The organism is Paenibacillus mesophilus (assembly GCF_005938385.1).
GTDB classification, from domain to species: Bacteria; Bacillota; Bacilli; order Paenibacillales; family NBRC-103111; genus Paenibacillus_AB; species Paenibacillus_AB mesophilus.
In genome coordinates, this window is the sequence record NZ_VCRA01000020.1 from 70,098 (window position 1) to 93,057 (window position 22,960).

A 22,960-nucleotide genomic window follows, 5' to 3' on the forward strand; every position below is an offset into this window, starting at 1 on the left:
TGGAATGCGGTTGCCAAGAACGCGTTGGACTAGTCTGAGTTTGGCTAAAGGCTTGCCATAATCACACTTATCTCCAGCCCAGGCGGTTGTAGGCTCTTTGACAGAATGTTCAGACAACTTGACTGCTTACTACTATCTTATTATGGATCATATGATTTAGCAACTTGGATTATTGATTATTTTTTAAGCCGAAACGAAAAAAAACATAAGCCGTTCCGCTTCGATGTCCGCATTCTCGCCAGCCAGCTTCCGGTCAAGGCCGTCAGGTAGTCCGAGCATAACGTAAATCCCGTACAAGCCCCAAATGGCTGAATTTCACCAATCTGCGGAGTCCAGTTACGGGAGCGAGAGCAGACGCGGAAACGGTTCGAATGAGTCGAAAAAAGCCGACCTGTTCAGGTCGACTTGATTCCCTGCGTATTAAAGAACTTTAACGGAATAACGTTTCCGCTAGTTCCTACACCATGATTTTACAAATATCGTTCGTAAACTCGACCGGATCTTGGATCGGCAAGCCTTCGATCAGAAGCGCCTGATTGTACAACAGCGCCGTATACAAATTCACCTTGTCCTTGTCTTGGGCAAAAGCGTCCTTGAGCGATTGGAACACCGCATGATTGACGTTGATTTCCAATACCTTGTCCGCTTTCACGTTCGGATTGTTCGGCATCGCCTTCAATATTTTCTCCATCTCGATCGTCACTTCGCCTTCGGTGGAGAGGCAGACCGGGTGCGACTTCAGCCGCTTGGACGCTTTCACGTTCGTTACTTTGTCCGTGAGCAAGCCTTTCATATAGTCGAACAGCTCTTTGTTGTCGGCGTTTTCCGCATCCGCATTGTTTTTCTCTTCGTCCGCTTCGATGCCGAGGTCGCCGCTCGATACGGATTTGAACTCCTTCTCCTTATAGTTCATGACCATCTTGATCGCGAACTCGTCGATATCGTCGGTGAAGTACAAAATTTCGTAGCCTTTGTCGGATACGAGCTCCGTCTGCGGAAGCTTCTCGATCCGTTCGTTCGATTCTCCGGATGCGTAATAAATGTATTTCTGGTCTTCCGGCATTCTCGACACGTATTCGTCAAGCGTAACGAGCTTCTTCTCCTTGGAGGAGTAGAACAGGAGCAAGTCCTGCAGAACATCCTTGTGCATGCCGTAGTCGCTGTACACGCCGAATTTCAATTGGCGGCCGAACGATTTGTAAAATTGCTCGTACTTCTCTCTTTCGTCCTTCAGCATACTTTGCAGCTGGCCTTTGATTTTGCTTGCGATGTTTTTCGCGATCAGCTTCAACTGGCGGTCGTGCTGCAGCATTTCTCTGGAAATGTTCAGCGACAAGCTCTCCGAATCGACCATCCCTTTCACGAAGCTGAAATAGTCGGGAAGCAGGTCGGCGCACTTGTTCATGATCAATACGCCGTTCGCGTACAGCTCCAGCCCTTTCTCGTATTCCTTGGAGTAATAGTCGAACGGAATGTTCTCCGGGATGTACAGGATCGCCTGGTAAACGACCGTGCCGTCCGCGCTGATATGAATATGCTTGAGCGGTTTATCGAAGCCGTAATGCTTCTCCGCGTAAAAGTTCTCGTAGTCCTCGGTAGTCAGCTCGCTCTTGTTTTTGCGCCAAATCGGAACCATGCTGTTGACGCGCTGCTCTTCCTCGTAATCCTCGAATTCGTTGTCGCTGCCTTCCTTCGGCCGCTTTCCTTTGACGTCCATCTTGATCGGGTACCGGATGAAGTCGGAATATTTCTTGATAATCGCCTTCAGTCGGTACTCTTCCAGGAATTCGTCGTAGTTGTCTTCTTCCGTATTCGGCTTGATTTTCAGTACGATTTCAGTACCGACCGAATCTTTCTCGCAAGGCTCGATCGTATAACCGTCCGCCCCCGTCGACTCCCATTTAAAGGCGCCTTCGCCGCGCAGCGCTTTACTCGTGACCGTTACGACATCGGCTACCATGAACGCGGAGTAGAAGCCCACGCCGAATTGACCGATAATATCGTGGCCGTCCTTCGATTCGTTTTCTTTCTTGAAAGCCAAGGAGCCGCTCTTCGCGATCACCCCGAGATTCGTTTCCAGCTCTTCCTTGGTCATGCCGATACCGGTATCGCGAATCGTCAGCGTCCGGTTCGCTTTGTCGGCCGTTACTTTAATGTAGTAGCTGTCTTTGTCGAACACGAGCTTGTCGTCGGTCAACGCCAAGTAGTAGATCTTATCGATCGCATCGCTAGCATTCGAGATCAGCTCTCTTAAAAAGATTTCGCGCTGCGTATAAATCGAGTTGATCATCATTTCCAATAGTCGTTTGGATTCGGCCTGAAACTGTTTCTTCTCCACTCGTAATTCCCCTTTCGGTTCGGTGCTTGGGTTAGCACTCTCTGCTTTCGAGTGCCAGCTTCTTCTTATATATCATTCCTCCTAATTGATGTCAATACGAAACGATTGAAGCCGCCGCGACAACTTAAAAGATTTGTAAGAAATTTAGTTCTTTTTTTGTCAAAGTTCTCTAGTAAACTGGTTTTGTGGCTTTCGTTAGCGCGCAAACGAAAGCAATACTCATGTAAGGTGGTCACTCATGCAAAAATGCAACGTCTTGATCGTGGACGACGATGCCGAAATCGTGGAAGCCGTCGGCATTTATTTGCGCAACGAAGGCTTGAACGCCTATTCCGCCGGCAACGGGCTCGAAGCGCTGGAGGTGCTGGAGAGGCACGACATTCATCTGATCGTGTTGGACGTCATGATGCCCAAGCTGGACGGCATTCAAGCTACGCTCAAAATCCGCGAAACGAGAAACATTCCGATTCTGATCGTCTCGGCCAAAGCCGAGGATGCCGACAAAATTATCGGCCTGAACGCTGGAGCCGACGACTATATCAGCAAGCCGTTCAACCCTCTGGAGTTGACGGCGCGGGTGAAATCACTGTTGGGAAGGTACACCCGCCTCGGAACGTACAAAGCTGCCGACGATGTCATCTACGCGGGCGGACTCTCGCTGAACAAAAGCACGAAGACGATAACCGTCGACGAGGAAGAGGTGCGTCTGACCGCAACCGAATACAAAATCGTCGAGCTGCTTATGGAAAATAAAGGACGAGTGTTTTCGATCGAGGAAATTTACGAAAAAGTATGGAGAGAGCCGAACTGCAACGGAGAGAACACGGTAGCGGTGCACATAAGACGCATTCGCGAGAAGATCGAAATCAATCCGCGCGAGCCAAAATATTTGAAGGTGGTATGGGGTATTGGATACAAAATCGAAAAATGAACCGGACAAGCCGGCGGTTGCCCGGGCGCTGCTCGTGTGCCTCGCGGGACTGGCGCTGCTGTTTGCCATCGATATCGGCAAAAACCGGGACTATATTTACGATAATCCTTTCTTGAAAGGCGATCTTTTCTATAGCATTCATGCTCTGCTGAATGTCCATGACATTGTAAAATACAATGTCGAATACCGGCGTTACAACCTTATGAACGAGAAGGAAAAAGTTAGCGAAGCGGTAATTCGGCAGTGGAGAGACGAATTCGACGCCTCCATGAGCGAGGCGATGCTCCACATCGACAGTATGCCAAGTCCGCGGCCAAAACGTTCTCCCGATCAAAGCTGGACCTTATCGGCTTCTTCCGTCTCGGCAATACGGGCGCTGCAAGAGCGGACAGGGCATTGGATGGCGGACGAATGGAACAAGCAGGTCGAAGCCGTCTGGAACGCCCAGCTTCTGGAAGCAAGCAAGCAATACGTTGCCGATAGAGACTCCGAACAGCAAAACTTAAAACGGAAAATGGAACGGATCGATCCCATCGTGAAGTACACGATAAACGATCGGCGGAATCATGAAACGTATTCGAACCAAACCGATAATCCAGACGAGGTGTTGCTTAGCGAACTATATACGGAGACAGCCCGTACGATGACTTTTCCGTTAAAGGAACCGATCAAACAGCTGAATTCGCTTAACGACTATTTCAAACAAAATCAATTGGAAGGCACGTTTACGTTTTATGCGAACGTAGAGCCTGCCGATCCCGCCTTCGCGACGGAAATGGTCATGGCCAAAGACTACATTCGGCTGCTGTCGATGCGCGAACGGCTGCAATACGAAATATTCGGGCTGGCGGCCGCTCTAATGTCGATGGCGCTGCTCATGCTGTATTTATATAAGAATAAAGTGTCGGACAACGGACTAAAGACGATTACGGCCCGCTGGCAAGCGCATCCCTATCGATATCCGCCTTGCACTTCCGTTTCTCGTTATCTTCATCGCGGTAAAATTCGGCAAAGAGATGTATGGCTGGGGCATGCAAACTCCGGTCGGTCCTTTGAACAAATGGTTCTTGCTCACGACGCTCGTCGCCTACGTGAGCATTAGCCTGTTCGACGCGTACTATCTGTATCGCATGAAGGGGGCATTTTCCGAACAATGGCGAAATGGCTATGTTTTGACGCTGGGCAAGCTGGCATCGGCGAGTATGGTCAACAAAAGTATGCTGTACAAGTCGGTCCTTGTATTTGCCGCAACGCTTCTGTTTGGGCCGGCTATCATCCTGATTACGAACGAGTCCGGGACTTTGTCTGTTCTCGGCATCGTCTATACCGCTTTCTTCCTGCTGCTCCTCCTTCCTTACTTGTTTCAAAGGCTCCGCATGTTCAACGCGATGCTCTCGGGCGCGAGCGAGATTGCCGCGGGGCAGCTGAACGTGACGTTCGAGGAGCGGGGAAACGGGCAGACGGCCCGTATGATGCGGCAGCTGAACAATATGAAGCTCGGATACCAAGCCGCGCTGGAGCGCCAATTAAGAAGCGAACGGCAAAAGTCGGAGCTGATCTCGAACGTTTCCCACGATTTGAAGACGCCACTGACGTCGATGATCAATTTCGTTGATTTGCTCAAAAAAGAAAACTTGCCTCAGCACGACTTGAACCGGTACGTGCAAGTGCTGGATAGGAAAACGCAGCGGCTCAAAGTGCTGATCGACGATTTGTTCGAAGTATCCCAGCTTACGGGCGGCGCGGTGCGACCGGTTCTAGAGCCGGTTAACGCATCTGCGCTGCTGCAGCAGGCTTTGGCCGAATTCGCCGACAAGATCGACGCCTCCGGGCTCCAATTCCGGGTGCATATCGGGAATCCGCACATGATTGCCCGACTGGACGGCAAGAAAACATGGCGGGTGTTCGAGAATTTGATCGATAACGCTCTTAACTATTCCATGCCTAACACCCGGGTTCATGTCTCCTTAACCGAGGAGAACGAGTATATCGTGCTGCGGATCAACAACGTTTCCGCTTATGAAATCAATTGCGAGGCCGAGGAACTGTTCGAGCGGTCGAAACGGGGCGACGCTTCACGTCATACGGAAGGGTCGGGCCTGGGGCTCGCCATCGCGAGAAGCATTGTCGAGCTGCAAGGCGGGCGAATGTTTATTGAAATCGACGGTGACTATTTCAAGGTGACGGTTATGTTGATCAAGTAAGGAGAAGGCCCCGTTGACTGGCGGGGCCTTTTCCTCTGCGGCGAAACCGGTTACGGCGTTGTGGTTTCTTTCGGGTACGATTTCCAGCCGATGTTCGAAACGTTCCATTTCCCGTCGCTTTGCTGCCAGAACCTCAGCTTGTACGTAACGAACCATTTGTCCGTGCCTTGGGTGAGCACCTCGTATTCGTTCTCGGCTTCCATCGGCTTGATCGTGAGGCCGGTCTCATACGTGCCGAAATAGTCGTTCAACGCCTTCAGCTTCGATTCGCTGATTGTGCCCCCGCCTTCGATAATGGCATACGGATTCAAGTCGCCTTTGACGCGATCGCTCCAGTACGGTTTAATCAGATCGACGTGCACATACTGCTCTTCGGTCAGCTTTTCCTTCGACAGCTTAGGGGTTCCGACATTGATCGGAATGTCCTTGATATCTTTCCACCGCATATAGACGGTTCCTTTGTACAGGTTGGTCAAAGTCGGGTACGACTTGTTCTCGTGTACGAAATTGTAGCGGATCGGCGTATCCAGCGTAATTTGTTCAGGCACTTCCACCTTGGGCGGATCGATCGGAGCCGGCGTACTCGTACCGGTTCCCGTGCCTGTGCCGGTTCCGGCACCCGCATTCCCGCCCGTCGACGGAGAAGTCGTTCCCGTCCCGGTTTCGGGCTGTGTCTGGACCGGCATAGCCAGCTTAATAACCTTCTTATCTTCGTCCCAGCTTACGGTTGCTCCGAGCAGCTCCCCGATCGATTTGAAGGGCAAGTAGCTGCTTCCTTCATAAATAAGAGGGGTCGCGTCTTTTACGCTTTTGCCGTTGACCTCTACTTTGAAATCCGGCCGCAAATAAGCATCCACCCGCTCAAGCGTATCTTTCGCATACACGCCGCTCGTGAAGACGATTCCCATCGCGATCGTCAGCATTATCGTTTTTCTCATCCGTACTTTATCCATTTGCGCTCCTCTCTCTACTCTCCCTTATCCGCGAGTATATATGTATTCTATTTCCAGATTCTATTATATCGCACATGTCGGAATCCGCCTAGGAAGCGTCGACAATTTGCGCCAAGCCTGCGATTGATGTACTGTATGAGTTGTGCGATCACGGTCCGATGCAGAGGACATCTGGAAAAGTTTCATAGTCAGGAGGCTTCCGATGACGTTCCCCACTTTTAATCAAGAAGATTTCGATGTGTTTACGATTCCCGGCCTGGAGCCGCGTATGGAAGCTTTAATCCGCCTCGTCCGGCCGAAGCTGACGCAGCTCGGCGAGGAGCTTGCCCCGTTTCTGTCCGCGCACTGCGGGGAGCCGATGTTCCCGCATGTCGCCAAGCACGCGCGCAGGACGATCAACCCGCCGGCCGACACGTGGGTCGCCTGGGCGAACAACAAGAAGGGCTACAAGGCGCATCCCCACTTCCAGCTCGGCATGTGGTCGACCCATGTGTTCGTTCAATTCGCCGTCATTTATGAGAGCGGCAATAAAGAAGTATTCGCCCGGCATCTCGAGAAAAAGTTGAAAGAGATGCGCAAGTCAATTCCAGGGCACTTTCGCTGGTCAACCGACCATATGCAGCCCGAGTCGACCCTTCACGCAGAGATGGGCGAGGATGATTTCGCGCACATGATCGACAAGCTGAAGCGCGTGAAAAAGACGGAAGCGCTGTGCGGCATACGCATCGAGCGGGACGATCCGCTACTTCACGACCCCGGACGATTCGCGGAAACGGTCAAACATACGTTCGAGCAAGTAATGCCGCTCTATCGCATCGCATTCTGAGGCCGGAGCGCTCGGCAGCAGCCTTTCGTATGATTCTCCAAAGTTTGGAACAAACTAAACGGGAACTTAGACGAAAGGAAAGGTGATGTTCCATGAATACCCGAGACACGCTCAAGCGGCTCGTTCTCGGCACCTTCGTCCTCGGTATGTCGGGGACTATCGCATTTTCCGCGCCAAGCTTGCAAGCCCATGCGTCCGCTCTCCATCCGGAAGCTCCCGAAGCGAGGCAAGAAGCCCCCGAGACGGGTCCCTCCGCAGCGGAGAAAGGTGAGAAGCATCGACATAAAGGCTTCTTCCTGATCGAGGATGCCGCCACGATAATCGGAATCGACAAGGGCGAGCTGCTGAAGCAGCTGGAAAGCGGCAAAAGCATTGCCGAAGTAGCCGGCGCCAAAGGAATCCAGGAAGCCGATTTGACTAACCGCCTCCTCGCCATCCGTATGCAGAAGATCGACGAAGCGGTCAAGTCCGGCAAATGGACGCAGGAGAAGGCGGACCGGATCAAGGAAAGGTTGCCCGATCATTTGAAAATGATGGTCAACAACAAAAATTGGAAAGATTGGCACAAAGCCAAGGAGCACAAAGGCAAGGAACATAAGGACAAAGAACATAAGGGCAAGGAGCACAAAAAAGCGAAGGAAACGCAAGCCGACAACGAGGCATTGCCCTTCTGATAGACGTTTTTCTTTACGAACGGAAAACCGGCCTGAACGGGCCGGTTTTTTGCTGCCATACGGTTTTGTGCCGCCGTCATAAGAATGACATATTTTCGTGCTATACTGTCGGCACCCGAATCCGACGTTTTCGAAAGGCGGTACTTACTATGCGCTTTCCTGCTCTGAGATCCAGAAAATGGCTTCTCACCTCTACCATCTCCTTCGTCGTGTTCTCGGCCATCACCTGCCTGTATGCCCAGGAGCAGGCTTCCTCCGCCCAAACCGCCCCGGCTCCGTCGACGGCGGCGGCAGTTTCTCCCGGCGAGGAGCTGTACAAGCAAAACTGCATGGCTTGCCATGCCGCCGATGGAACCGGCATCGGCCGCAATCCCGCGCTAGTGTCGGACCGGTTCAAGAAAAGATACGGCGCCTATGACAAAGCTTTTGCGTTTATCAGCGACAAAATGCCCGAGAATGCGCCGGGCTCGCTTCGGGAAGAGGAGTATGAAGCGATCGTCAAATATGTATTGTCCTTGAACGGCATTCCTACGGACTTCTCGGATATTGCCGGCCATTGGGCGGAAGGAGCGATTACCGCCCTGCAACGCAAACAAGCCGTCGACGGGTATACCGTTAACGGCAGCCTGTTGTTTAAACCGGATCAGCCGATTACCAGAGCCGAATTCGTCGCTTACTTGGTTAAAGCGAAGCAGTTGTTTCTGTCCAACGATTCCGGGTCGGCCTGGAAAGATATCGGCAAATCCAAATACAAAACGTATATCGTCACGGCGGTCGAATACGGCATCGTCGATGGATATCCCGACTCTACCTTTCGTCCGGACAAACCGATCAGCCGCGCCGAGATTGCGGCAATCGTGACGCGCAGCGAGGTGCTCGATGCCGAAGGCTCCACGGCGCTCTCCTTCCGAGACGTTCCCTCGGGGCATTGGGCCGGGAGCGTCATCCAAGCAGCCGTTCGCGCCGAATTGTTCAACGGATACGAGGACGGAACGTTTCGCCCGGATCAATCGATCAGCCGCGCGGAAGCCGCCGCCGTTTTGAACAGGATTGTCCCCTAGGATCCGCCCTCGTATTGTCGGCTAAGCCCGGGAGTAAAGAAGCGGATTCAGATGGGTCGCCGCGACGTCTCCGGGCTTAAGGCCCGGGAAACACGCTTCCATGTCGTTCTTTCTGGCGTTGGAATCCGGTTCCGCCACCCTCTCCCCATCCGCGTAATAAATGATCGTCATCACTTCGCGCATCGTCTCAGTCGGATTGCCCGGAGCGGCATGGAGCGTCCAGCCCGCATGAAAGGTCGCATCCCCCGCGGCGAGCGCCCCGTAGTTCGCCTTCTCCAGCCCTTTGCTCTCGATATACGCGCCGAGCGTCCGGTGGGACTCGTCTGAGATAACGGTTTTGCTAATATATCCGAACTTATGCGACCCCGAGGCGAACGTCATCGAGCCCACCTCCTCGGTAACCGGCACGAGCGGCATCCACATCGTGATCGTGTTCGGGGTATCGAGCGGCCAATAAATTTGATCCTGATGCCATGGCGTATGCCCTCCTCCCGGCTCCTTGAACAGTGCCTGATCGTGATAGAGGCGCACCCCGTCCACCCCCATCAAATCGGCGGCGATTTGCGCGAATCTGCGGGCCAGCACGAATTTCCTCGCCGCCTCGTTTTTCGTCCACAAATTGCCGATCTGGATAAACGCTTTGCCGTACGTATCCCGTTCGTGCAGCGGCTTCGAGTGATTGTTGTGCTCCCGCACAAAATCGGCGATCGCCGGTCTGTATCCGGCGATTTCGTGTACGCCAGCCACCTGGCGCAGAACGATATGCCCGTTCTCCCGATAACTTGCCGCTAGCTCCCCGGTAACCGTGTAGCTGTCGTTCAGATCGGGCAAGCTTCCGGCAGCTCCTGCCGATTGATTCCTTTCCATTCGCTCATGACCTCGTTTCGGTAAATTTGCTGTAAACGCTGCAATCTACCCCGATTGTAGCAAGAGCGGACGAAGCTTTCTTTGTGAAATGCCTTCGAATTTTTGTATATTCCGACTGAACCGTGCCCCCTCTGCACCGCTATTTACTTCGAAGCACCCTCATGCTCGCGGCGGTACGATCCGGGGGTTATGCCCGTACTTTTCTTGAAAGCCTTCGAGAAGTGATGAATATCGGTAAATCCGCACAGCTCGGATATTTGCGGCAGCGTCATCGTAGAACCGGCGAGCAAATCGCGGGCATGCTGTACGCGCATACGCAGCACGTACTGGTAAGGGGATTGCCCGAACGTTTGCCGGAACAAAGCCGTGAACCGGGACGGAGACAGCTTCGCCTGACGCGCCAGCTGCTCCACCGTCAGCCGCTCGGACAGGCGAAGCGAGCAATACGATGTAACCCAATTCAGTTGGCCCGTACCTGCCGAGGCCGTCCCCCCCTTGCCATAGCTTCTCAGCAGCATAAGCACCGCCTCCGTCGCGAGCTGCTGGGCTTCCAGCTGCCCCATAGGCGTCTGCTCCATCCAAAGCGCGATCGCTTTCAGAAACGCATCGCGAAAATGCGCCGAATCCGCCGGATAAAACTGAACCGGAACATCCACATCGTTAAAATCGTTCAGCTTCGGCTGCAGCAGATGAGCGTATTCGTCAAGCGCCACTTGGCCCGGCCTCGTCGGGAAGCTCTCGCTGCGTCGCGGATTGTAGAACAAATCGAGATGGGCAAACGGCGTAATCGTATTTGTCGTCCCTTCGAACCAATGAAGATCACCCGGCTGCACCAGGCAAAAATCTCCGTCGCGGAGCCGGTATTCCTTCCCTTCCACATACAGATGGAAGTTCCCCTCCTGCACATAGATGAGCAAATAGTCGAGAAGACGCCGCTCCCCATACTTGTACGGATACCGCACCGCAAAGTCAGCCTGACGAATATACGGGACCAGAGGGCTGGCGGCTATTTGCTCATAAACCGATTTCATCCGCGTCTCCTCCCGCTCGGGCAACGTTTGCCTTAGCGTTATCACACTGCGCTGAATTGTGCGATTTTTTATTGCTTCGTTGAGTTTGTCGGGATAACTCCCTCGGGGACTTCGCCGTCCATGTCCAAATAGTAATGCCTTATAGGAGCTAACTTCTCATCCAACTCATATACAAGCGGAACGCCCGTCGGAATATTCAGATCGACAATACCGTCTGCAGGAATTTGATCCAAATATTTCACCAAAGCCCTCAACGTATTGCCATGAGCGGAAATGATCACTTTTTTGTCTTCTTTCAGAGCCGGTACGATGGAATGATGCCAATACTCGATCACGCGTTTCTCGGTATCCTCCAAATTTTCGCTCAAGGGGATTTCACGCTTCTCCAAATGCTTGTATTTAGGGTCATTCCCATCATATCGCTCGTCTTCCAGGTCGAGCTGGGGCGGTCTTACGGTAACCGATCTTCTCCAAATATGGACTTGTTCTTCCCCGTATTTTTGAGCCGTTTCCGCTTTGTTCAATCCTTGCAGCGCACCATAGTGTCTTTCGTTCAGCTTCCATGACTTCGAGACGGGAATCCACATCAGGTCCATCTCGTGCAGGATGATCCATAACGTTCGAATCGCTCTTTTTAAGACGGAAGTGTGGGCTTGATCAAATAAGTATCCGTGCTTCTTCAGTATCGTTCCCGCTCTCCTTGCTTCTTGCAAGCCGGTTTCGGATAAGTCGACATCCGTCCATCCGGTAAACCGATTTTCCAAATTCCATACGCTTTGACCGTGACGAATCAGCACCAATTTGATCATCAGTTTCAGCCTTTCGGTTTGGAATGCATTTCCTATTTTTCCCCGTATAAAGTAAGGAAATATACTCTCGAACTCGAACAACTAATCGATATGATGGACTCCATGTGGAAGCGCCTAGCGGTAAAATCATGGTGCCACGAATCGTTTTACATAATTCCCCAGCTCTCCGATCCTGCTTTTAACCAGCGGATTGGTTCCTTCGGGCAAATGGGTTGTCTTATAAAATCCGGCCTCGCGTACTTCGACCCCATCCGGTTTTAATTCCCCCTCATATTCCGTGCAGATGTATCCGATTACTACATTGTAGTATTCATCGCCGTTTCTCAGTTTTGTATACAGCTCTTTGCCGGAAAACACTCCGAACAGGCTCAGATTTTTCAGCTCGAGTCCGAGCTCTTCGCGGATTTCCCTTCTGGCGCAGTCTTCGGCCGATTCGCCCAACTCCATCAATCCTCCGGGTATGCCCCAAGTATTATCCCTGTATTGGACGAGCAGTATTTCTCCGGCTGCATTCCTAATAACGACGCTCGGCCTGACTAATATTAAAGGTCGGGTGCCTACGACTTTTCTTAGTTCTTCAATGTACCCCAAATTGCTGCCTCCTCGGAATTGAATTTGTTACAACTCGATCCGCCCTGCGATCTTGCTTGATAGAAGTTCCAGCATCGGCCTGGTGTACGAATCGAAATAATCATATTCGTTGACGCCGATCCATTTGAGTTCCAGTATATCTTCGTTTTCTCGGAGAGTTTTATCGAGACTGATGGTCCCCTCGAAGCTTTTGACATAGTACGTGTACTTCTTGTCCGTTTCATGAAGGAGTTCTAGCTCTTGAACGATTAGTCCCGTCTCTTCTTGTACTTCCCTAATGCATGCCTGCTCCGGGGTTTCGTTTGCATCAATCCCTCCGCCGGGATAATTCCATACGATATCTCCTCTCTTGACGTATTGCTTACCATTAGTATTTTATCGACTTTAAGAATCAGCGCTTGTGAGATCACGATGATTCGCTCCTCCCGTAGTTTTCGGTACATGGCCGAATGTATCGTACATTTGTTAAGCTCATAGTTCGTGCTTCAACCATCATTTCCCTTTTTTTCAAGGTGACCTATCAAAATAGCAGTTCTTTCCCGACCGCGGGCAGTATAATAAAAACGTCTATCGACGTACTTCTAGGATGAGCGACCGCGATCAAGAGGAAGTTTTTCTTGGTAAAGATAAAAAAAATACAACCCCGGAAATCCCGGGGTTGTCAGGCTTGTTTAGAAAGTAAAAAGAGAATGGAACATCCAAGAGGGGTTGGGGAGATGTGCGTAAAGCGAAGCGTCTGACTTTAAAATCGAGTTGTAACCGCGAAAATTATAATAAAGCAACTCGATTTTAACGGAAGTGGAGCGCATTCCCCAACTCCTCGTCTTCATTGCTTCCTCTTTTGTACACTTTCTCAACAAACTCACAACTACGGAAAAACTCCAGGGTTGTATCCTTCAGACCGCACATTAAGCGTAGTGCGTCACCGCGTTCAGTTCGTCCAGCTTCCGCTTCAGATCGGCGATCTCGTACTCAGGCAGGTCGAGCTGCGGAGCTCTCATATGGCCCGCGTCGATGCCTCTCAGCTTGAGCGCTTCTTTGAAGTAGGACATGTTGCTGCCGCTCTTCAGTGTCTCGCAATATTGGATTGCGATGCGCTGCAGCTTTCTCGCTTTCTCCAGGTCTTTCTCGAGGAACGCGTTGTAAACCGCAACGAACGGCTCGGGGTATACGCAGGAAACGCCCGAGATGACGCCTTCACAGCCCATCGCCAGCGCCGCGAGGAACAGGCGGTCGGAGCCTTGCATGACGGAGAAGTCGCCGCCCTTGATGTTCAAATATTCGTTCGTCCGCAGAAAGTCGGGATAGCTGTATTTGATGCCGATGACGTTGCTGCATTTCGCCGCCACTTTCTCGGCAACCTCGGTCTTCAGATCGTTCGCCGCACATTGCGGGATGTTGTACAAATAGACAGGGAACGTCTCGGGTACGCTCGAAGCGACCGTTACGAAATATTGCTCCAGCTCTCGATCGTTCGCCCCGAAGAACGCAGGCGTGACGACTCCGATCCCGTCGGCTCCAATCTCGCTCGCATGCTTCGCCAGCTCGACCGTGTCGTTCTGCGTCATCGCGCCCACGTGAATGAACACGGTAACTCTGCCGGCCGCCTTGCGAACGACCGTTTCGGCAACGGCTTTGCGTTCCGATACGGACAACCGCAGCATTTCGCCCGTCGTGCCGAGCGGGTACAAGCAGTGAACGCCTTTCGAGATGAGGAACTCGGTCAACTGCTCCACTTTGCCGTAATCAATCGTTCCATCCTTGTGAAACGGGGTAACCATAGCTGTCGTAACGCCGTATAAATGTTTCATGCTCCGCTCTCTCCTCTATCAATATAAGAAAAGCTTCTAATCGAAGCCCTTTCCACGATGAATGACCCTGCGTAAGAGGTAGCTTTTCTTAGTACAGAAACTCGCAGCTCGCTTTAATGAGGCAGTGCTTCGCAGCTGCATTACTTTATCGAACTTAAACTTTCTGTATCGTTGAAAAGCTTCGACCTCTTGCCGAGTCGGCAGCGAGCTCTGCGCCCCGTGCCTTGTCACGGTGATCGCGGCCGCGATCTGCGCCTGCCGGATCGCCGCGGCCGCGTCTCTTGACGCCAAATAACCGGCGACGAATCCGCCGATAAAGCTGTCCCCTGCCGCCGTCGTATCGACTGCTTTTACTTTGCGGGCCGGATACAGCGTCATACTGTCGCGGTCCGCATAATAGCAGCCTTCCTCGCCCAAAGTGACAATGACCGCTCCGACACCTTGATCCATAAATTGACGGGCCGACTGCGCCAATGACTGTTCATCGATACGATCGAGCTCGGCCATGACCTGTAGTTCATGCTCGTTCGGAATCAAGAAGTCCACATATCGCAAAATGTGTTCGTCCAGCTTGCGCGCGGGAGCCGGATTGAGCACGGTCGTTTTGCCGAGCTCCTTGGCCAGCTTTAGCGCATACGCTACCGTTTCGAGCGGGACTTCCAGCTGGAGAACGACGATTTCGCACTGCTCGATCGCCTGCCTCCGACTGTCGATATCTTCCTTGGTCAAGTCCCCGTTCGCTCCCGGCACGACGATAATATGATTGTGTCCGGCATCTTCGACCGTGACAACCGCAATTCCGGTCGGGGCTTCCGACGCTGTCATCACCGCACTCGTATCCACGCCCGCTTCTTCAAGCGAACGAAGCAGAGCGGTGCCGTTGCCATCCGCGCCCACCTTGCCGATCATGCACACCGGCGTTTGCAGCTTGCCGATCGCCGCAGCCTGATTGGCTCCTTTGCCGCCGGGAGCTTCCGACATGCCTTTCCCGTGCAGCGACTCGCCTTCCGCAGGCAGCTTCTCCACCGTTACTACGATATCCATATTCAAACTGCCGACAACGGCAATACTGGGCTTCATTCGTCACACGCCTTTCCCGCAATCAATCCGCGACGTTTCCCGACGCGTCGAACCGCCACTCCCGCGGAGAACCGTCAAGCTTCATCATCGGGTGCGCCTCCGCCTCGGCCGCCATATTCTCCGAAACCAGTATATTGTGCAAAGCAAGCGTGTTCCGGATGCGCACGATCCGAACCCCCTCGGGGTCACGCCTCCCCGCCGTATACATCGCCGCGAAGACCGCTTCCCGATCGTCGTGCAGGATGATCGGCAGCTTGCCCCCCGATATTTCCATAGCGGTTATGACGTTCGTATACATCGCCGCGAAATCGATCTGCTCCACGACTTGGCGCGTCGTAAAATCGGCGATGCCGATGCCGACCGCGCTTCCTTTTGTTTCCGGGGTCAAGCCCCTTACAACGATTTTGTTGATCGAAGGGCCGTCGCCGAACGACCGGTCCGTACCGGAGCGACCGATCACGTTCGGGTCCATTCCGCTGCCGCTTATGTTTTTGCCGATCTCGTCCACAATCAGCACATCGATATCGTCCAGCAAGAAGCGGGGCATCAGCCGCTTCGCTTCCGCCAGCAGCTCTTCTTCGCGTCCGGGAAGCAATTCCCGGGGGACGGCTTCGAGGAGAGCCGTCTGATGGTAAGCATCCTCCACGATGGCTACGCCGAACAGGAAAGGCGTACGTTCCATGATCAGCTTGCCGACCTCCGGCAGCAGCATGCCGAATCTATCCATCCCGAACCGGTGCAAATACGAGGCGCCTTTATGTTTGCCGAAGCCGATGCCGAGCATTTTCATAATGCCGCTTTCGATGGATGCCTTGAAATCCGTATGCGGCTTGATTCTCGCTACCGCGATAATTCCGTCAGCCTGCTCGTAGGCGGTGCGGTCAAAATGCACTTCAACTCCGTCAAGCACGCTTCCTAAACGGACCGTGTCCATAGACGCCGCGATCGGCGCGCCTATCTCGCGCTCGGTCACACCATAACCGGCGAGCACACGTACTTGTCCTTCCGCTGTTGCCCCTCCGTGGCTTCCCATAGCCGGCACGATGAAGGGGTCCGCGCCCAGCTTCCTCAGCTCGGCCACGACCGCCTTTACGATGCATGAGATGTTCTCGATCCCCCTGCTTCCAACTCCGACGGCGATTCGCATACCCGGACGGATTTTGCCGCGAATCGAATCTTTATGGAACTCGTCGCCTACCATCCGCTCGATCCGATCCGGATCGATCCCGCCGGATGCGAACTGTTGAATGACCGGCACCATGCGCGGCAGTCGAATGTCGCCTTCTGTTGCATAGCTTACGCGCCCCAGGTTGACGTTCATGCCTTTCATCCGGAGACTCCACCTCCTTCAAGAAGCGGTCATACCGGATTCGCCGGTTCCTTGCCCGCGAATACGTCCAACAGCGCTTGCGCCGTTACAAGCCCCACTCTATGATACGTTTCGGCCGTCTCGGCCGCCGTATGGGGCGTCGTAATGATATTGTCCAGCTTAAACAACGGGTTATCCGCCGATACCGGCTCGGATTCGTACACGTCGATTGCCGCCCCTACGATGGTCCGCGACTCCAAAGCCCGATACAGCGCCTGCTCGTCGACGAGCGCGCCTCGAGCGGTATTGAGGAAGTAAGCTCCCCGCTTCATCTTGGCGAAAGCCGCATCATTCATCATATGACGCGTTTCTTTCAGGCTCGGCAAATGCATGCTGACGATATCTCCTCGCGATAACACCTCGTCGGAACTAACCAGCTCGACTCCGAGCTCCTCCGCCTTGGCCGTATTCGGATATTTATCATAAGCGATGATCGAGACGTCGAAGCCGCGCAGCTTTTTGGCGACCATTTGGGCAATGTTGCCGAATCCGAGCAGTCCGACCGTTTTACCGGCCAGCTCCTCGCCCACGTGCCGGTCCCAGTATCCCCGTCTGGCCGATTGATGCAGCGTCGGGACATTGCGGATCAGCGACAACAGCAGTCCTACGGTCAGCTCCGCCACCGCGTTCGCGTTTCCACCCGGCACGTTCGTAACTTTTACGCCGTATTCCTTCGCCTTGGCCAAATCTATATTGTCCACGCCGACGCCGAAGCGGGCGATTGCTTTCAGCTTCGGAGCCAGCTTGAACACGGCCTCGTCCCAAGTGTCCACTCCGGCGACCACGCCGTCGATATCCGCAACGAGCGGAACAAGCTCCTCGAACGTATGCGGTCTGCCTACTTTGTTCTCGATAATTTCGCAGCCGCCCTCTTCGAGCATCCGTTTCGCTTCTGCGCACAGCACCGAATAATTCGTTGCGGTGACGAGCACCTTTTTCAAACCGCTCATTATTTGACTCCTCCTACGGTCATGCCGCTAACCATATATTTGGAAGTGAACAGGTACATGATGACTACGGGAATCGAGGCAAGGATAGAACCGCCCATCAGCGGACCCCAGGCGAATACGTCTCCCACGATCATATCCGACAAGCCGAGCGTCAGCGTTTTGTCCGACCCTTTGGTCACCACGACCAGCGCATACAAGTATTCGCTCCAGCACAAAGTAAAAGCAAAGATGAATGTTGCGGCTACACCGGGGGCGGCGAGCGGAAAAATGATATTGAGCATCGTGCGCGCCCGGCTGCAGCCGTCGATCATGGCCGCCTCTTCGATCTCGACCGGGATCGATTTGAAATACGAGATAAGCATCCAAGTCGCATAAGGAATCGTAATCGTCGGATAAATCAGCATCAGCCCGTAAATCGAGTTGTTCAGGCCGATCAAGGAAACGAGCATATACAGCGGAATAAACAATACCGCTCTTGGCATCAAGTAAGCGTACAATATGCCTCTGGAAACGACGCTTCTCCCGCGGAAACGCAGCTTCGCGATGGCGTATGCCGCCAGCATGCTGACCGCAATGGAAGCAAACGCGACAATAACGGAAACGATCAAACTATTCTTCACGTTAATAAGGAAATCTTTCTCGGTCACGAGTTTGACGTAAGCGGACCAAGTAAACTGCTTAGGCCAGAACGAAGGCGTCATATTGTAAATTTCGGCATTCGATTTAAACGACGTATTGAACATCCAATAAAGCGGAAACAAAGCGAATAGGAGCAAAACGGCCAATGTGACGTAGACGAGTATCCGGTTCGCGATCGATTTATGTTCCATGCCCCATCACCTACTCATTCGAAGATAGCGAACGCTTCGTGACGAAGTTGATCAGCATGATCAATGGCGGCATCGTCAGAATCGCAATCGCGATCGCTTTACCGAGACTCATATTCAGAAATCCGATCGTATAGCTGAGCGTAGACAGCACCTGCGTACCGTTGGACGGACCGCCGCGCGTCAGCAGCCAAATGATCTCGAAATCGTTCAGCGTCCAGATCGTGGTCATGACGGCAGCAAGTACCGTAACTTCCTTGACCGATGGCAGCGTCATGTATATAAACCGTTTGAACGCCCCGGCTCCGTCCAGCATAGCCGCTTCGTACATTTCTTTGGACAGCGTCTGCAGTCCGGCCAGAATGGCGATCCCCATGAACGGAATCCCGCGCCATACATTGACCAAAATAACCGAAATCATCGCAAGATCCGGACTGGCCAGCCAGCCTACCGGCTTGGAGATCAGATGAACTTTCAGCAGCAGGTAATTCAGCACGCCGCCCACATCGGAATAAATCCATTGCCAAGTAAAGACGGAAACGATCGTAGGAATCGTCCACGGCAGGAACAGCAATACCCGGAAGACGTTCCGGAACACGATTTTCTCGTTCAGGACAAGCGCCATGATCATCCCGAACACCGTCTTGCCGATAACCGCCACGAGCGTGAACACGACCGTATTCCACACGGCTTTCCAGAACAGCGAATCCTTGACCAAGTCGATATAGTTGCCCAAGCCGATAAACTTTGCCGGCACCCCGACGACTTTATTCGTAAAGCTTAAGTAAAGCGCCCATCCGAAAGGGACGACCATGACGGCAAGCAGATAAATCAATACGGGACTCATCAGCACGTAGGCAAGCTTGTTGTCCGTGTTCGTTCTCAAGTTTCATCCCGCCTAACTATCAGGCTGCGGAATAACCTATTCGATACCGGTTATCCGCAGCCATCTTTTTATTTGTTACTTTTTGTAAATATCTTCGATCTTCGTCTGCAAATCTTTGATTGCCGTCTCCGGCGTGTAGCTCGTCTCCAGCAGCAGCTTCTGGAACGCGTCGTTCACGATACGCAGATTGAACACTTCTCCCGCTTTCGGATTGTATTCTCCAGGGTAGCCGAGGAAGTAGAAGCCTTTGACGGAATCGACGAATGCTTTGTTCTTCTCATCCTGCCATACCGGCTCACTCGTAAGCTTTGAATAAACCGGACCGGTGAGCGGCGCGCCTTTCTCGATCCATGTTTTGTACCAGTCGGTGGCGAGCATGTATTCGACGAACTGCTTGGCCAAGTCTTTGTTTTTCGAATCTTTGAAAATACCCAGGTTGTTGCTGATGCCCGGTATGAACGTGCCTTTCGGTCCGGCCGGATAAGGAGCGATGCCGGTTTTCTCGTACAAGTCCGGATTGTCCTTCTTGATCGTGCTGAGCGTACTGCCGACGTTGAAAATCATCGCCGCTTGACCGCTCAAGTAAGCTTTGTTGTTCCCGCTGTCATCCCAGCCCAGCGCGCTTGGCGGCGTGCTCTTGTCGGTCAGGAAAATGTCGCGGATAAACTTCGTCGCTTCGACCGTTTCCGGCGTATTGGCGATGACCGTCTTGCCGTCCTTCGTATCGACCGAGCCGCCGTACGACCAGATGATGCCGCGGGTCAGGAATTCGGCGTCGGAGTTTCCTTTGCCGTAGCCCATGCCGGCTCCGTATACGCCTTTGCTCGGGTCGGTCAGCGCCTTGGCCATCTTCCTGAACTCTTCCCACGTTTTCGGAGGAGCGTCGAAGCCGGCGTTTTTCAGCAAATCTTTACGGTAGTACAGCACTTGGGACTCGGTCCAGAACGGGATCGCGTACTGCTTTCCTTGGAACGTAATCGCCTTCTTCATGCTCGCCTGCATGTCGCCGTTTTTGCTTTCGATCTTTTTGACCACATCGGTCAAATCCTCAAGCACGTCTTTGCCGTAAAATTGGCCGATCTCCTGATAGCCGAAGAAGGATACGTCCGGTACGGTTTTCGATTCGATCGCCGCCGACCACTTCGGATAAAAATCTTCATATGCAATCAGTTCGATATTGACGTTTACGTTATTATCGATGCCGAATTGCTTGGCCCGCTCTTGAATAAGCTTGTTTTGGTCTTCGAACAATTGCTTCTTCATCCAGAACGTCAGCGTCGGCTTGGACTTGCCGTCCGCCGTCGTCTCGCCTGCCGTCGTCTTGCCTCCCGTGCTGCAGCCTGTAACCAGCGCCGCAAGCAAAGTGGCTGCGCCCGCTCTCTTGATCCATTGATTCATGCTTGATGACCTCCCGTATTTGTTGGGTACTGTCGCGTAATTACCCACCTTATTGCCGATGCCTGCTCCCGGCATCTTAAAGCAGATATGTTATTACGTGACAGTTCCTTGGTCGATTCCGGGCTTCCGATCCCCGATCGATTCGGGACATCGTCGCCTCCTGAATTAATAGTAAAGCGTTTCCCCTTCCGTTAAAATGACAACTATTTAACCTGGATGGCACAAAATTAACTAGATCGGATTACGAATAATTTCGCTTAAGCTCGGGAAGCTAAACTTAAGGAGGTGTAAATTTTGGTAAATAATCGCGAGCCATTCCCAAATGACAGTTCGGATGTTCAAAAGGAAATCAAGACGATCGGCGAAGTCGCAGCCGAAAATGATATTACGAATGTCGAAGAACAAGGTCGATACTTCACAGAGTCGGCCAGCAAACATCAATATTTGAAATCGAATGCTTCGATCGTAGAACACTTGCTTACCAATAAGATCGAGAAGGAAAAGTCGCATGAGATGAACAATAATTAGACGGAAAAACCCTCCGAGGCGGAGGGTTTTTATCGTTTCAGAATGTTTAAGTTCGCTAAATCATTAAAGCGAACAGAAACATTCTGAACCAAGAGAAACTTCCGCTAAATCGCGGTCGCTCATCCTTGAAATACATCGATAGACGTTTTTCTTACAAATTGAAAATACTTAATGCTCCTCCACCGTCTCCAGCTTCTGCCGGAACTCCTGAGGCGTGAGCGAATAGTACTTTTTAAACACCTTGATGAAATAATTCGGATTTTGATAGCCGAGCTGCAGGGCGACCTCATAGTTTTTCAGCGAAGGATCGGCAAGCAGGGCGGCGGCCTGCTCCATTTTCAGACGCAGCACGAAATCGCTCAAATTATCCCCCGTCTCCAGCTTGAAGATGCGCGACACGTGGACGGGATGCATGTACATATAATCGGCGATAGCCTGCAAGGAAACGTCTTCTACCAGATGCTTCTGCACGAACTGCTTGATTCTCCGCACCGTATTCTCGCGGTCGTTTCTCGTCTCATTCTCCATACACTGCAGCAGCAGCTCGAGCGACTGGAACATCCACTGGTGCAAAGTTTCCAGGGAACGGCTCTGCGCCAAGCCGGTTACATCGGACAGGTGCGGCCCGATCATATCGGTCAGTTGGCGTCCGTTCTTGTGCGCGAACGAGCTGAACGAGGCGTATATGGAGAAGAATGCTTCCATCAGATGCTCCTGAGAGTCGGCCCATTTCTGGCTCAGCTCGCCCCAGATGCCGGTCAGCTTATCGTGAGTCCGTTCCCAATCCCCGGATTCGAGCAGGTGGACGAGCATCGGCGGCTCGTAAAGCCGCTGCAGGGCATGAACGGGAAGCTGCTCCAGCTCGTCCGAGGCATAAATAAGCAGGCCGCTCTGATTGCCTACTTGCTTGCGCATGGACAACAAAATTTCTTCATATAGTCGCTTGATGTCGACCGGGAACGATCCCCATCTGCTGATCAGAACGGATACGCTCCCTTTCAGAAAACGATCGACGCTGAGCTGCAGCTGGGAAGCCATCGACTGCAGCCGGTTTTCGGCTGTATGATGCTCCTGCCGGTCCCGATGAGCCTCGGAGAACATGACGAGGAATACCAAATAACCGTGCAGGTCTTTGCAGCTCCATAACCGGAACTCGTCCTCGAACAGCTCCTCCGCCATATTGACGACCGCGTACTCCATCAGCGACAAGCTGTAGAAATCAAGCTCGGCGAACCGGTCCTCGAGCCGGAACAGCATAAGAGCGAAACGCTCCTCGGCCGGTATCGGGATTTTGAGCGACTCCAGCTTCTGCCGCAGCCGTTCCGGCGAAATTTTCATCCCCTGCAGCAAGTCCCCAAGCAAATCCCCCTGAAGCTTAGGCAAATGCTCCTGAAACGCCTTCGCGACTCGTTCATATTGCCGGTTCTCATCCCGTTCCAGCTTAATTGCTTGAACGAGATTTCCGACTTTGGCGAGCACCTCGTCGTCCCCGATCGGCTTCAGCAAATACTCGTGGGCATCGTGCTGAATCGCCTGCTGCGCATATGCGAACTCCGCATGGCCCGACAGCAAAATGCATTTGACTCTTTTCCATTCCCGGCGGACGAGCGCAAGCAGCTCCAGCCCGTTCATGCCCGGCATGCGGATGTCGGTCATCATAATATCGATCGTATTCGTCTTTAACAGCTCCAGCGCTTCATGGCCGGAATAAGCTTTAAATACGGTCGAGATCCCGATCTCGTCCCATGGAAGCGTATCGGCAAGGCTGTCTACTACACTGGCTTCGTCGTCGACGATGAGCAACTGAAACATCCGAATCCCTCCCC

Annotated in this window: 22 protein-coding genes and 1 pseudogene; 7 read left to right on the forward strand and 16 right to left on the reverse strand. The window is 52.8% G+C overall.

The features are described from left to right. Positions 1 to 457 precede the first annotated feature (457 nt). On the reverse strand, positions 458 to 2,338 hold the full coding sequence (gene htpG / locus FE783_RS27265) for a molecular chaperone HtpG (protein WP_138882537.1): 1,881 nt from the start codon (positions 2,336 to 2,338) through the stop codon (positions 458 to 460). A 238-nt stretch (positions 2,339 to 2,576) separates the two neighbouring features. On the opposite strand from htpG, the gene FE783_RS27270 reads away from it, so the two are divergent. The 3 genes from FE783_RS27270 to FE783_RS27280 are packed head-to-tail and all read left to right on the forward strand — an operon-like array spanning position 2,577 to position 5,473. Next, positions 2,577 to 3,269, forward strand: coding sequence for a response regulator transcription factor (locus FE783_RS27270; protein ID WP_138882538.1), 693 nt, complete (start codon positions 2,577 to 2,579; stop codon positions 3,267 to 3,269). After that, a complete protein-coding gene (locus FE783_RS27275) occupies positions 3,247 to 4,371 on the forward strand; it encodes a hypothetical protein (protein WP_138882539.1) in 1,125 nt (374 codons plus the stop codon). The genes FE783_RS27270 and FE783_RS27275 overlap by 23 nt, the downstream gene beginning before the upstream one ends. After that, positions 4,301 to 5,473 (forward strand): sensor histidine kinase, encoded by a 1,173-nt coding sequence (locus FE783_RS27280; RefSeq protein WP_202916270.1) that lies wholly within the window; start codon positions 4,301 to 4,303, stop codon positions 5,471 to 5,473. The genes FE783_RS27275 and FE783_RS27280 overlap by 71 nt, the downstream gene beginning before the upstream one ends. A 50-nt stretch (positions 5,474 to 5,523) precedes the next feature. Here the strand turns inward: FE783_RS27280 and FE783_RS27285 are convergent, their stop codons facing one another. Further along, a complete protein-coding gene (locus FE783_RS27285; protein ID WP_158302051.1) occupies positions 5,524 to 6,411 on the reverse strand; it encodes a stalk domain-containing protein in 888 nt (295 codons plus the stop codon). Positions 6,412 to 6,628: 217 nt separating this feature from the next. Between FE783_RS27285 and FE783_RS27290 the strand changes: the two genes are divergently transcribed. The 3 genes from FE783_RS27290 to FE783_RS27300 all read left to right on the forward strand — a co-directional run bounded on the left by FE783_RS27290 (position 6,629) and on the right by FE783_RS27300 (position 8,987). After that, entirely contained in the window at positions 6,629 to 7,252 is a 624-nt protein-coding gene (locus FE783_RS27290; RefSeq protein ID WP_138882542.1) for a YktB family protein, read from the forward strand. Positions 7,253 to 7,344: 92 nt separating this feature from the next. Next, the gene (locus FE783_RS27295; protein ID WP_138882543.1) at positions 7,345 to 7,926 is read left to right on the forward strand and encodes a hypothetical protein; all 582 of its coding nucleotides are present in this window, start codon (positions 7,345 to 7,347) and stop codon (positions 7,924 to 7,926) included. Between the two features lie 149 nt (positions 7,927 to 8,075). Further along, positions 8,076 to 8,987, forward strand: coding sequence for a c-type cytochrome (locus FE783_RS27300; RefSeq protein ID WP_138882544.1), 912 nt, complete (start codon positions 8,076 to 8,078; stop codon positions 8,985 to 8,987). A 21-nt stretch (positions 8,988 to 9,008) separates the two neighbouring features. Here the strand turns inward: FE783_RS27300 and FE783_RS27305 are convergent, their stop codons facing one another. The 12 genes from FE783_RS27305 to FE783_RS27360 form a co-directional block, all read right to left on the reverse strand. Then, positions 9,009 to 9,854, reverse strand: a complete 846-nt coding sequence (locus tag FE783_RS27305) for a phytanoyl-CoA dioxygenase family protein (protein ID WP_138882545.1) — start codon at positions 9,852 to 9,854, stop codon at positions 9,009 to 9,011. Positions 9,855 to 9,997: 143 nt separating this feature from the next. Beyond that, on the reverse strand, positions 9,998 to 10,885 hold the full coding sequence (locus tag FE783_RS27310; RefSeq protein ID WP_138882546.1) for an AraC family transcriptional regulator: 888 nt from the start codon (positions 10,883 to 10,885) through the stop codon (positions 9,998 to 10,000). A 68-nt stretch (positions 10,886 to 10,953) separates the two neighbouring features. After that, positions 10,954 to 11,694 (reverse strand): 2,3-diphosphoglycerate-dependent phosphoglycerate mutase, encoded by a 741-nt coding sequence (gene gpmA, locus FE783_RS27315; RefSeq protein ID WP_138882547.1) that lies wholly within the window; start codon positions 11,692 to 11,694, stop codon positions 10,954 to 10,956. A 126-nt stretch (positions 11,695 to 11,820) separates the two neighbouring features. After that, a complete protein-coding gene (locus tag FE783_RS27320) occupies positions 11,821 to 12,285 on the reverse strand; it encodes an NUDIX hydrolase (RefSeq protein WP_138882548.1) in 465 nt (154 codons plus the stop codon). A gap of 27 nt (positions 12,286 to 12,312) precedes the next feature. Further along, positions 12,313 to 12,624 (reverse strand): NUDIX hydrolase, encoded by a 312-nt coding sequence (locus FE783_RS27325; protein WP_338015913.1) that lies wholly within the window; start codon positions 12,622 to 12,624, stop codon positions 12,313 to 12,315. A 569-nt stretch (positions 12,625 to 13,193) separates the two neighbouring features. Then, on the reverse strand, positions 13,194 to 14,096 hold the full coding sequence (locus FE783_RS27330) for a dihydrodipicolinate synthase family protein (protein ID WP_138882549.1): 903 nt from the start codon (positions 14,094 to 14,096) through the stop codon (positions 13,194 to 13,196). Between the two features lie 36 nt (positions 14,097 to 14,132). After that, entirely contained in the window at positions 14,133 to 15,176 is a 1,044-nt protein-coding gene (gene rbsK / locus FE783_RS27335) for a ribokinase (protein WP_138882550.1), read from the reverse strand. Between the two features lie 22 nt (positions 15,177 to 15,198). Next, on the reverse strand, positions 15,199 to 16,506 hold the full coding sequence (locus FE783_RS27340) for a nickel pincer cofactor-dependent isomerase, group 22 (RefSeq protein WP_138882551.1): 1,308 nt from the start codon (positions 16,504 to 16,506) through the stop codon (positions 15,199 to 15,201). A gap of 29 nt (positions 16,507 to 16,535) precedes the next feature. Then, positions 16,536 to 17,495 carry a phosphoglycerate dehydrogenase gene (locus tag FE783_RS27345; RefSeq protein WP_138882552.1) on the reverse strand — a complete coding sequence of 320 codons (960 nt, stop codon included), beginning with the start codon at positions 17,493 to 17,495 and terminating at the stop codon, positions 16,536 to 16,538. Next, a complete protein-coding gene (locus tag FE783_RS27350) occupies positions 17,495 to 18,325 on the reverse strand; it encodes a carbohydrate ABC transporter permease (protein ID WP_138882553.1) in 831 nt (276 codons plus the stop codon). Before FE783_RS27350 ends, FE783_RS27345 begins: the two co-directional genes overlap by 1 nt. A 10-nt stretch (positions 18,326 to 18,335) precedes the next feature. After that, complete coding sequence (locus FE783_RS27355; protein ID WP_238403275.1) at positions 18,336 to 19,208, reverse strand: carbohydrate ABC transporter permease; 873 nt, start codon at positions 19,206 to 19,208, stop codon at positions 18,336 to 18,338. Positions 19,209 to 19,283: 75 nt separating this feature from the next. Beyond that, positions 19,284 to 20,606: an ABC transporter substrate-binding protein gene (locus tag FE783_RS27360; protein WP_138882554.1), complete on the reverse strand. Its 1,323-nt coding sequence runs from the start codon at positions 20,604 to 20,606 to the stop codon at positions 19,284 to 19,286. Between the two features lie 294 nt (positions 20,607 to 20,900). On the opposite strand from FE783_RS27360, the gene FE783_RS27365 reads away from it, so the two are divergent. Continuing rightward, entirely contained in the window at positions 20,901 to 21,134 is a 234-nt protein-coding gene (locus tag FE783_RS27365; RefSeq protein ID WP_138882555.1) for a hypothetical protein, read from the forward strand. A gap of 168 nt (positions 21,135 to 21,302) precedes the next feature. Here the strand turns inward: FE783_RS27365 and FE783_RS27370 are convergent, their stop codons facing one another. Further along, positions 21,303 to 22,472, reverse strand: a complete 1,170-nt coding sequence (locus FE783_RS27370; RefSeq protein WP_420799774.1) for a helix-turn-helix transcriptional regulator — start codon at positions 22,470 to 22,472, stop codon at positions 21,303 to 21,305. Between the two features lie 138 nt (positions 22,473 to 22,610). Then, a pseudogene (locus FE783_RS39035) lies at positions 22,611 to 22,946 on the reverse strand (response regulator); the annotation flags it as partial. Between the last annotated feature and the right edge of the window lie 14 nt (positions 22,947 to 22,960).

Bases quoted from the DNA above. Each gene is read 5' to 3' on its own strand.
- FE783_RS27300 (WP_138882544.1), top strand. From the start codon at position 8,076: ATGCGCTTTCCTGCTCTGAGATCCAGAAAATGGCTTCTCACCTCTACC.
- FE783_RS27370 (WP_420799774.1), bottom strand. From the start codon at position 22,472: ATGAAAATTTCGCCGGAACGGCTGCGGCAGAAGCTGGAGTCGCTCAAA.
- FE783_RS27270 (WP_138882538.1), top strand. From the start codon at position 2,577: ATGCAAAAATGCAACGTCTTGATCGTGGACGACGATGCCGAAATCGTG.
- gpmA (WP_138882547.1), bottom strand. From the start codon at position 11,694: ATGATCAAATTGGTGCTGATTCGTCACGGTCAAAGCGTATGGAATTTG.
- FE783_RS27295 (WP_138882543.1), top strand. From the start codon at position 7,345: ATGAATACCCGAGACACGCTCAAGCGGCTCGTTCTCGGCACCTTCGTC.
- FE783_RS27305 (WP_138882545.1), bottom strand. From the start codon at position 9,854: ATGGAAAGGAATCAATCGGCAGGAGCTGCCGGAAGCTTGCCCGATCTG.
- FE783_RS27285 (WP_158302051.1), bottom strand. From the start codon at position 6,411: ATGAGAAAAACGATAATGCTGACGATCGCGATGGGAATCGTCTTCACG.
- FE783_RS27280 (WP_202916270.1), top strand. From the start codon at position 4,301: ATGCAAACTCCGGTCGGTCCTTTGAACAAATGGTTCTTGCTCACGACG.
- FE783_RS27330 (WP_138882549.1), bottom strand. From the start codon at position 14,096: ATGAAACATTTATACGGCGTTACGACAGCTATGGTTACCCCGTTTCAC.
- FE783_RS27340 (WP_138882551.1), bottom strand. From the start codon at position 16,506: ATGAAAGGCATGAACGTCAACCTGGGGCGCGTAAGCTATGCAACAGAA.
- FE783_RS27290 (WP_138882542.1), top strand. From the start codon at position 6,629: ATGACGTTCCCCACTTTTAATCAAGAAGATTTCGATGTGTTTACGATT.
- FE783_RS27310 (WP_138882546.1), bottom strand. From the start codon at position 10,885: ATGAAATCGGTTTATGAGCAAATAGCCGCCAGCCCTCTGGTCCCGTAT.
- FE783_RS27360 (WP_138882554.1), bottom strand. From the start codon at position 20,606: ATGAATCAATGGATCAAGAGAGCGGGCGCAGCCACTTTGCTTGCGGCG.
- FE783_RS27350 (WP_138882553.1), bottom strand. From the start codon at position 18,325: ATGGAACATAAATCGATCGCGAACCGGATACTCGTCTACGTCACATTG.
- rbsK (WP_138882550.1), bottom strand. From the start codon at position 15,176: ATGAAGCCCAGTATTGCCGTTGTCGGCAGTTTGAATATGGATATCGTA.
- FE783_RS27345 (WP_138882552.1), bottom strand. From the start codon at position 17,495: ATGAGCGGTTTGAAAAAGGTGCTCGTCACCGCAACGAATTATTCGGTG.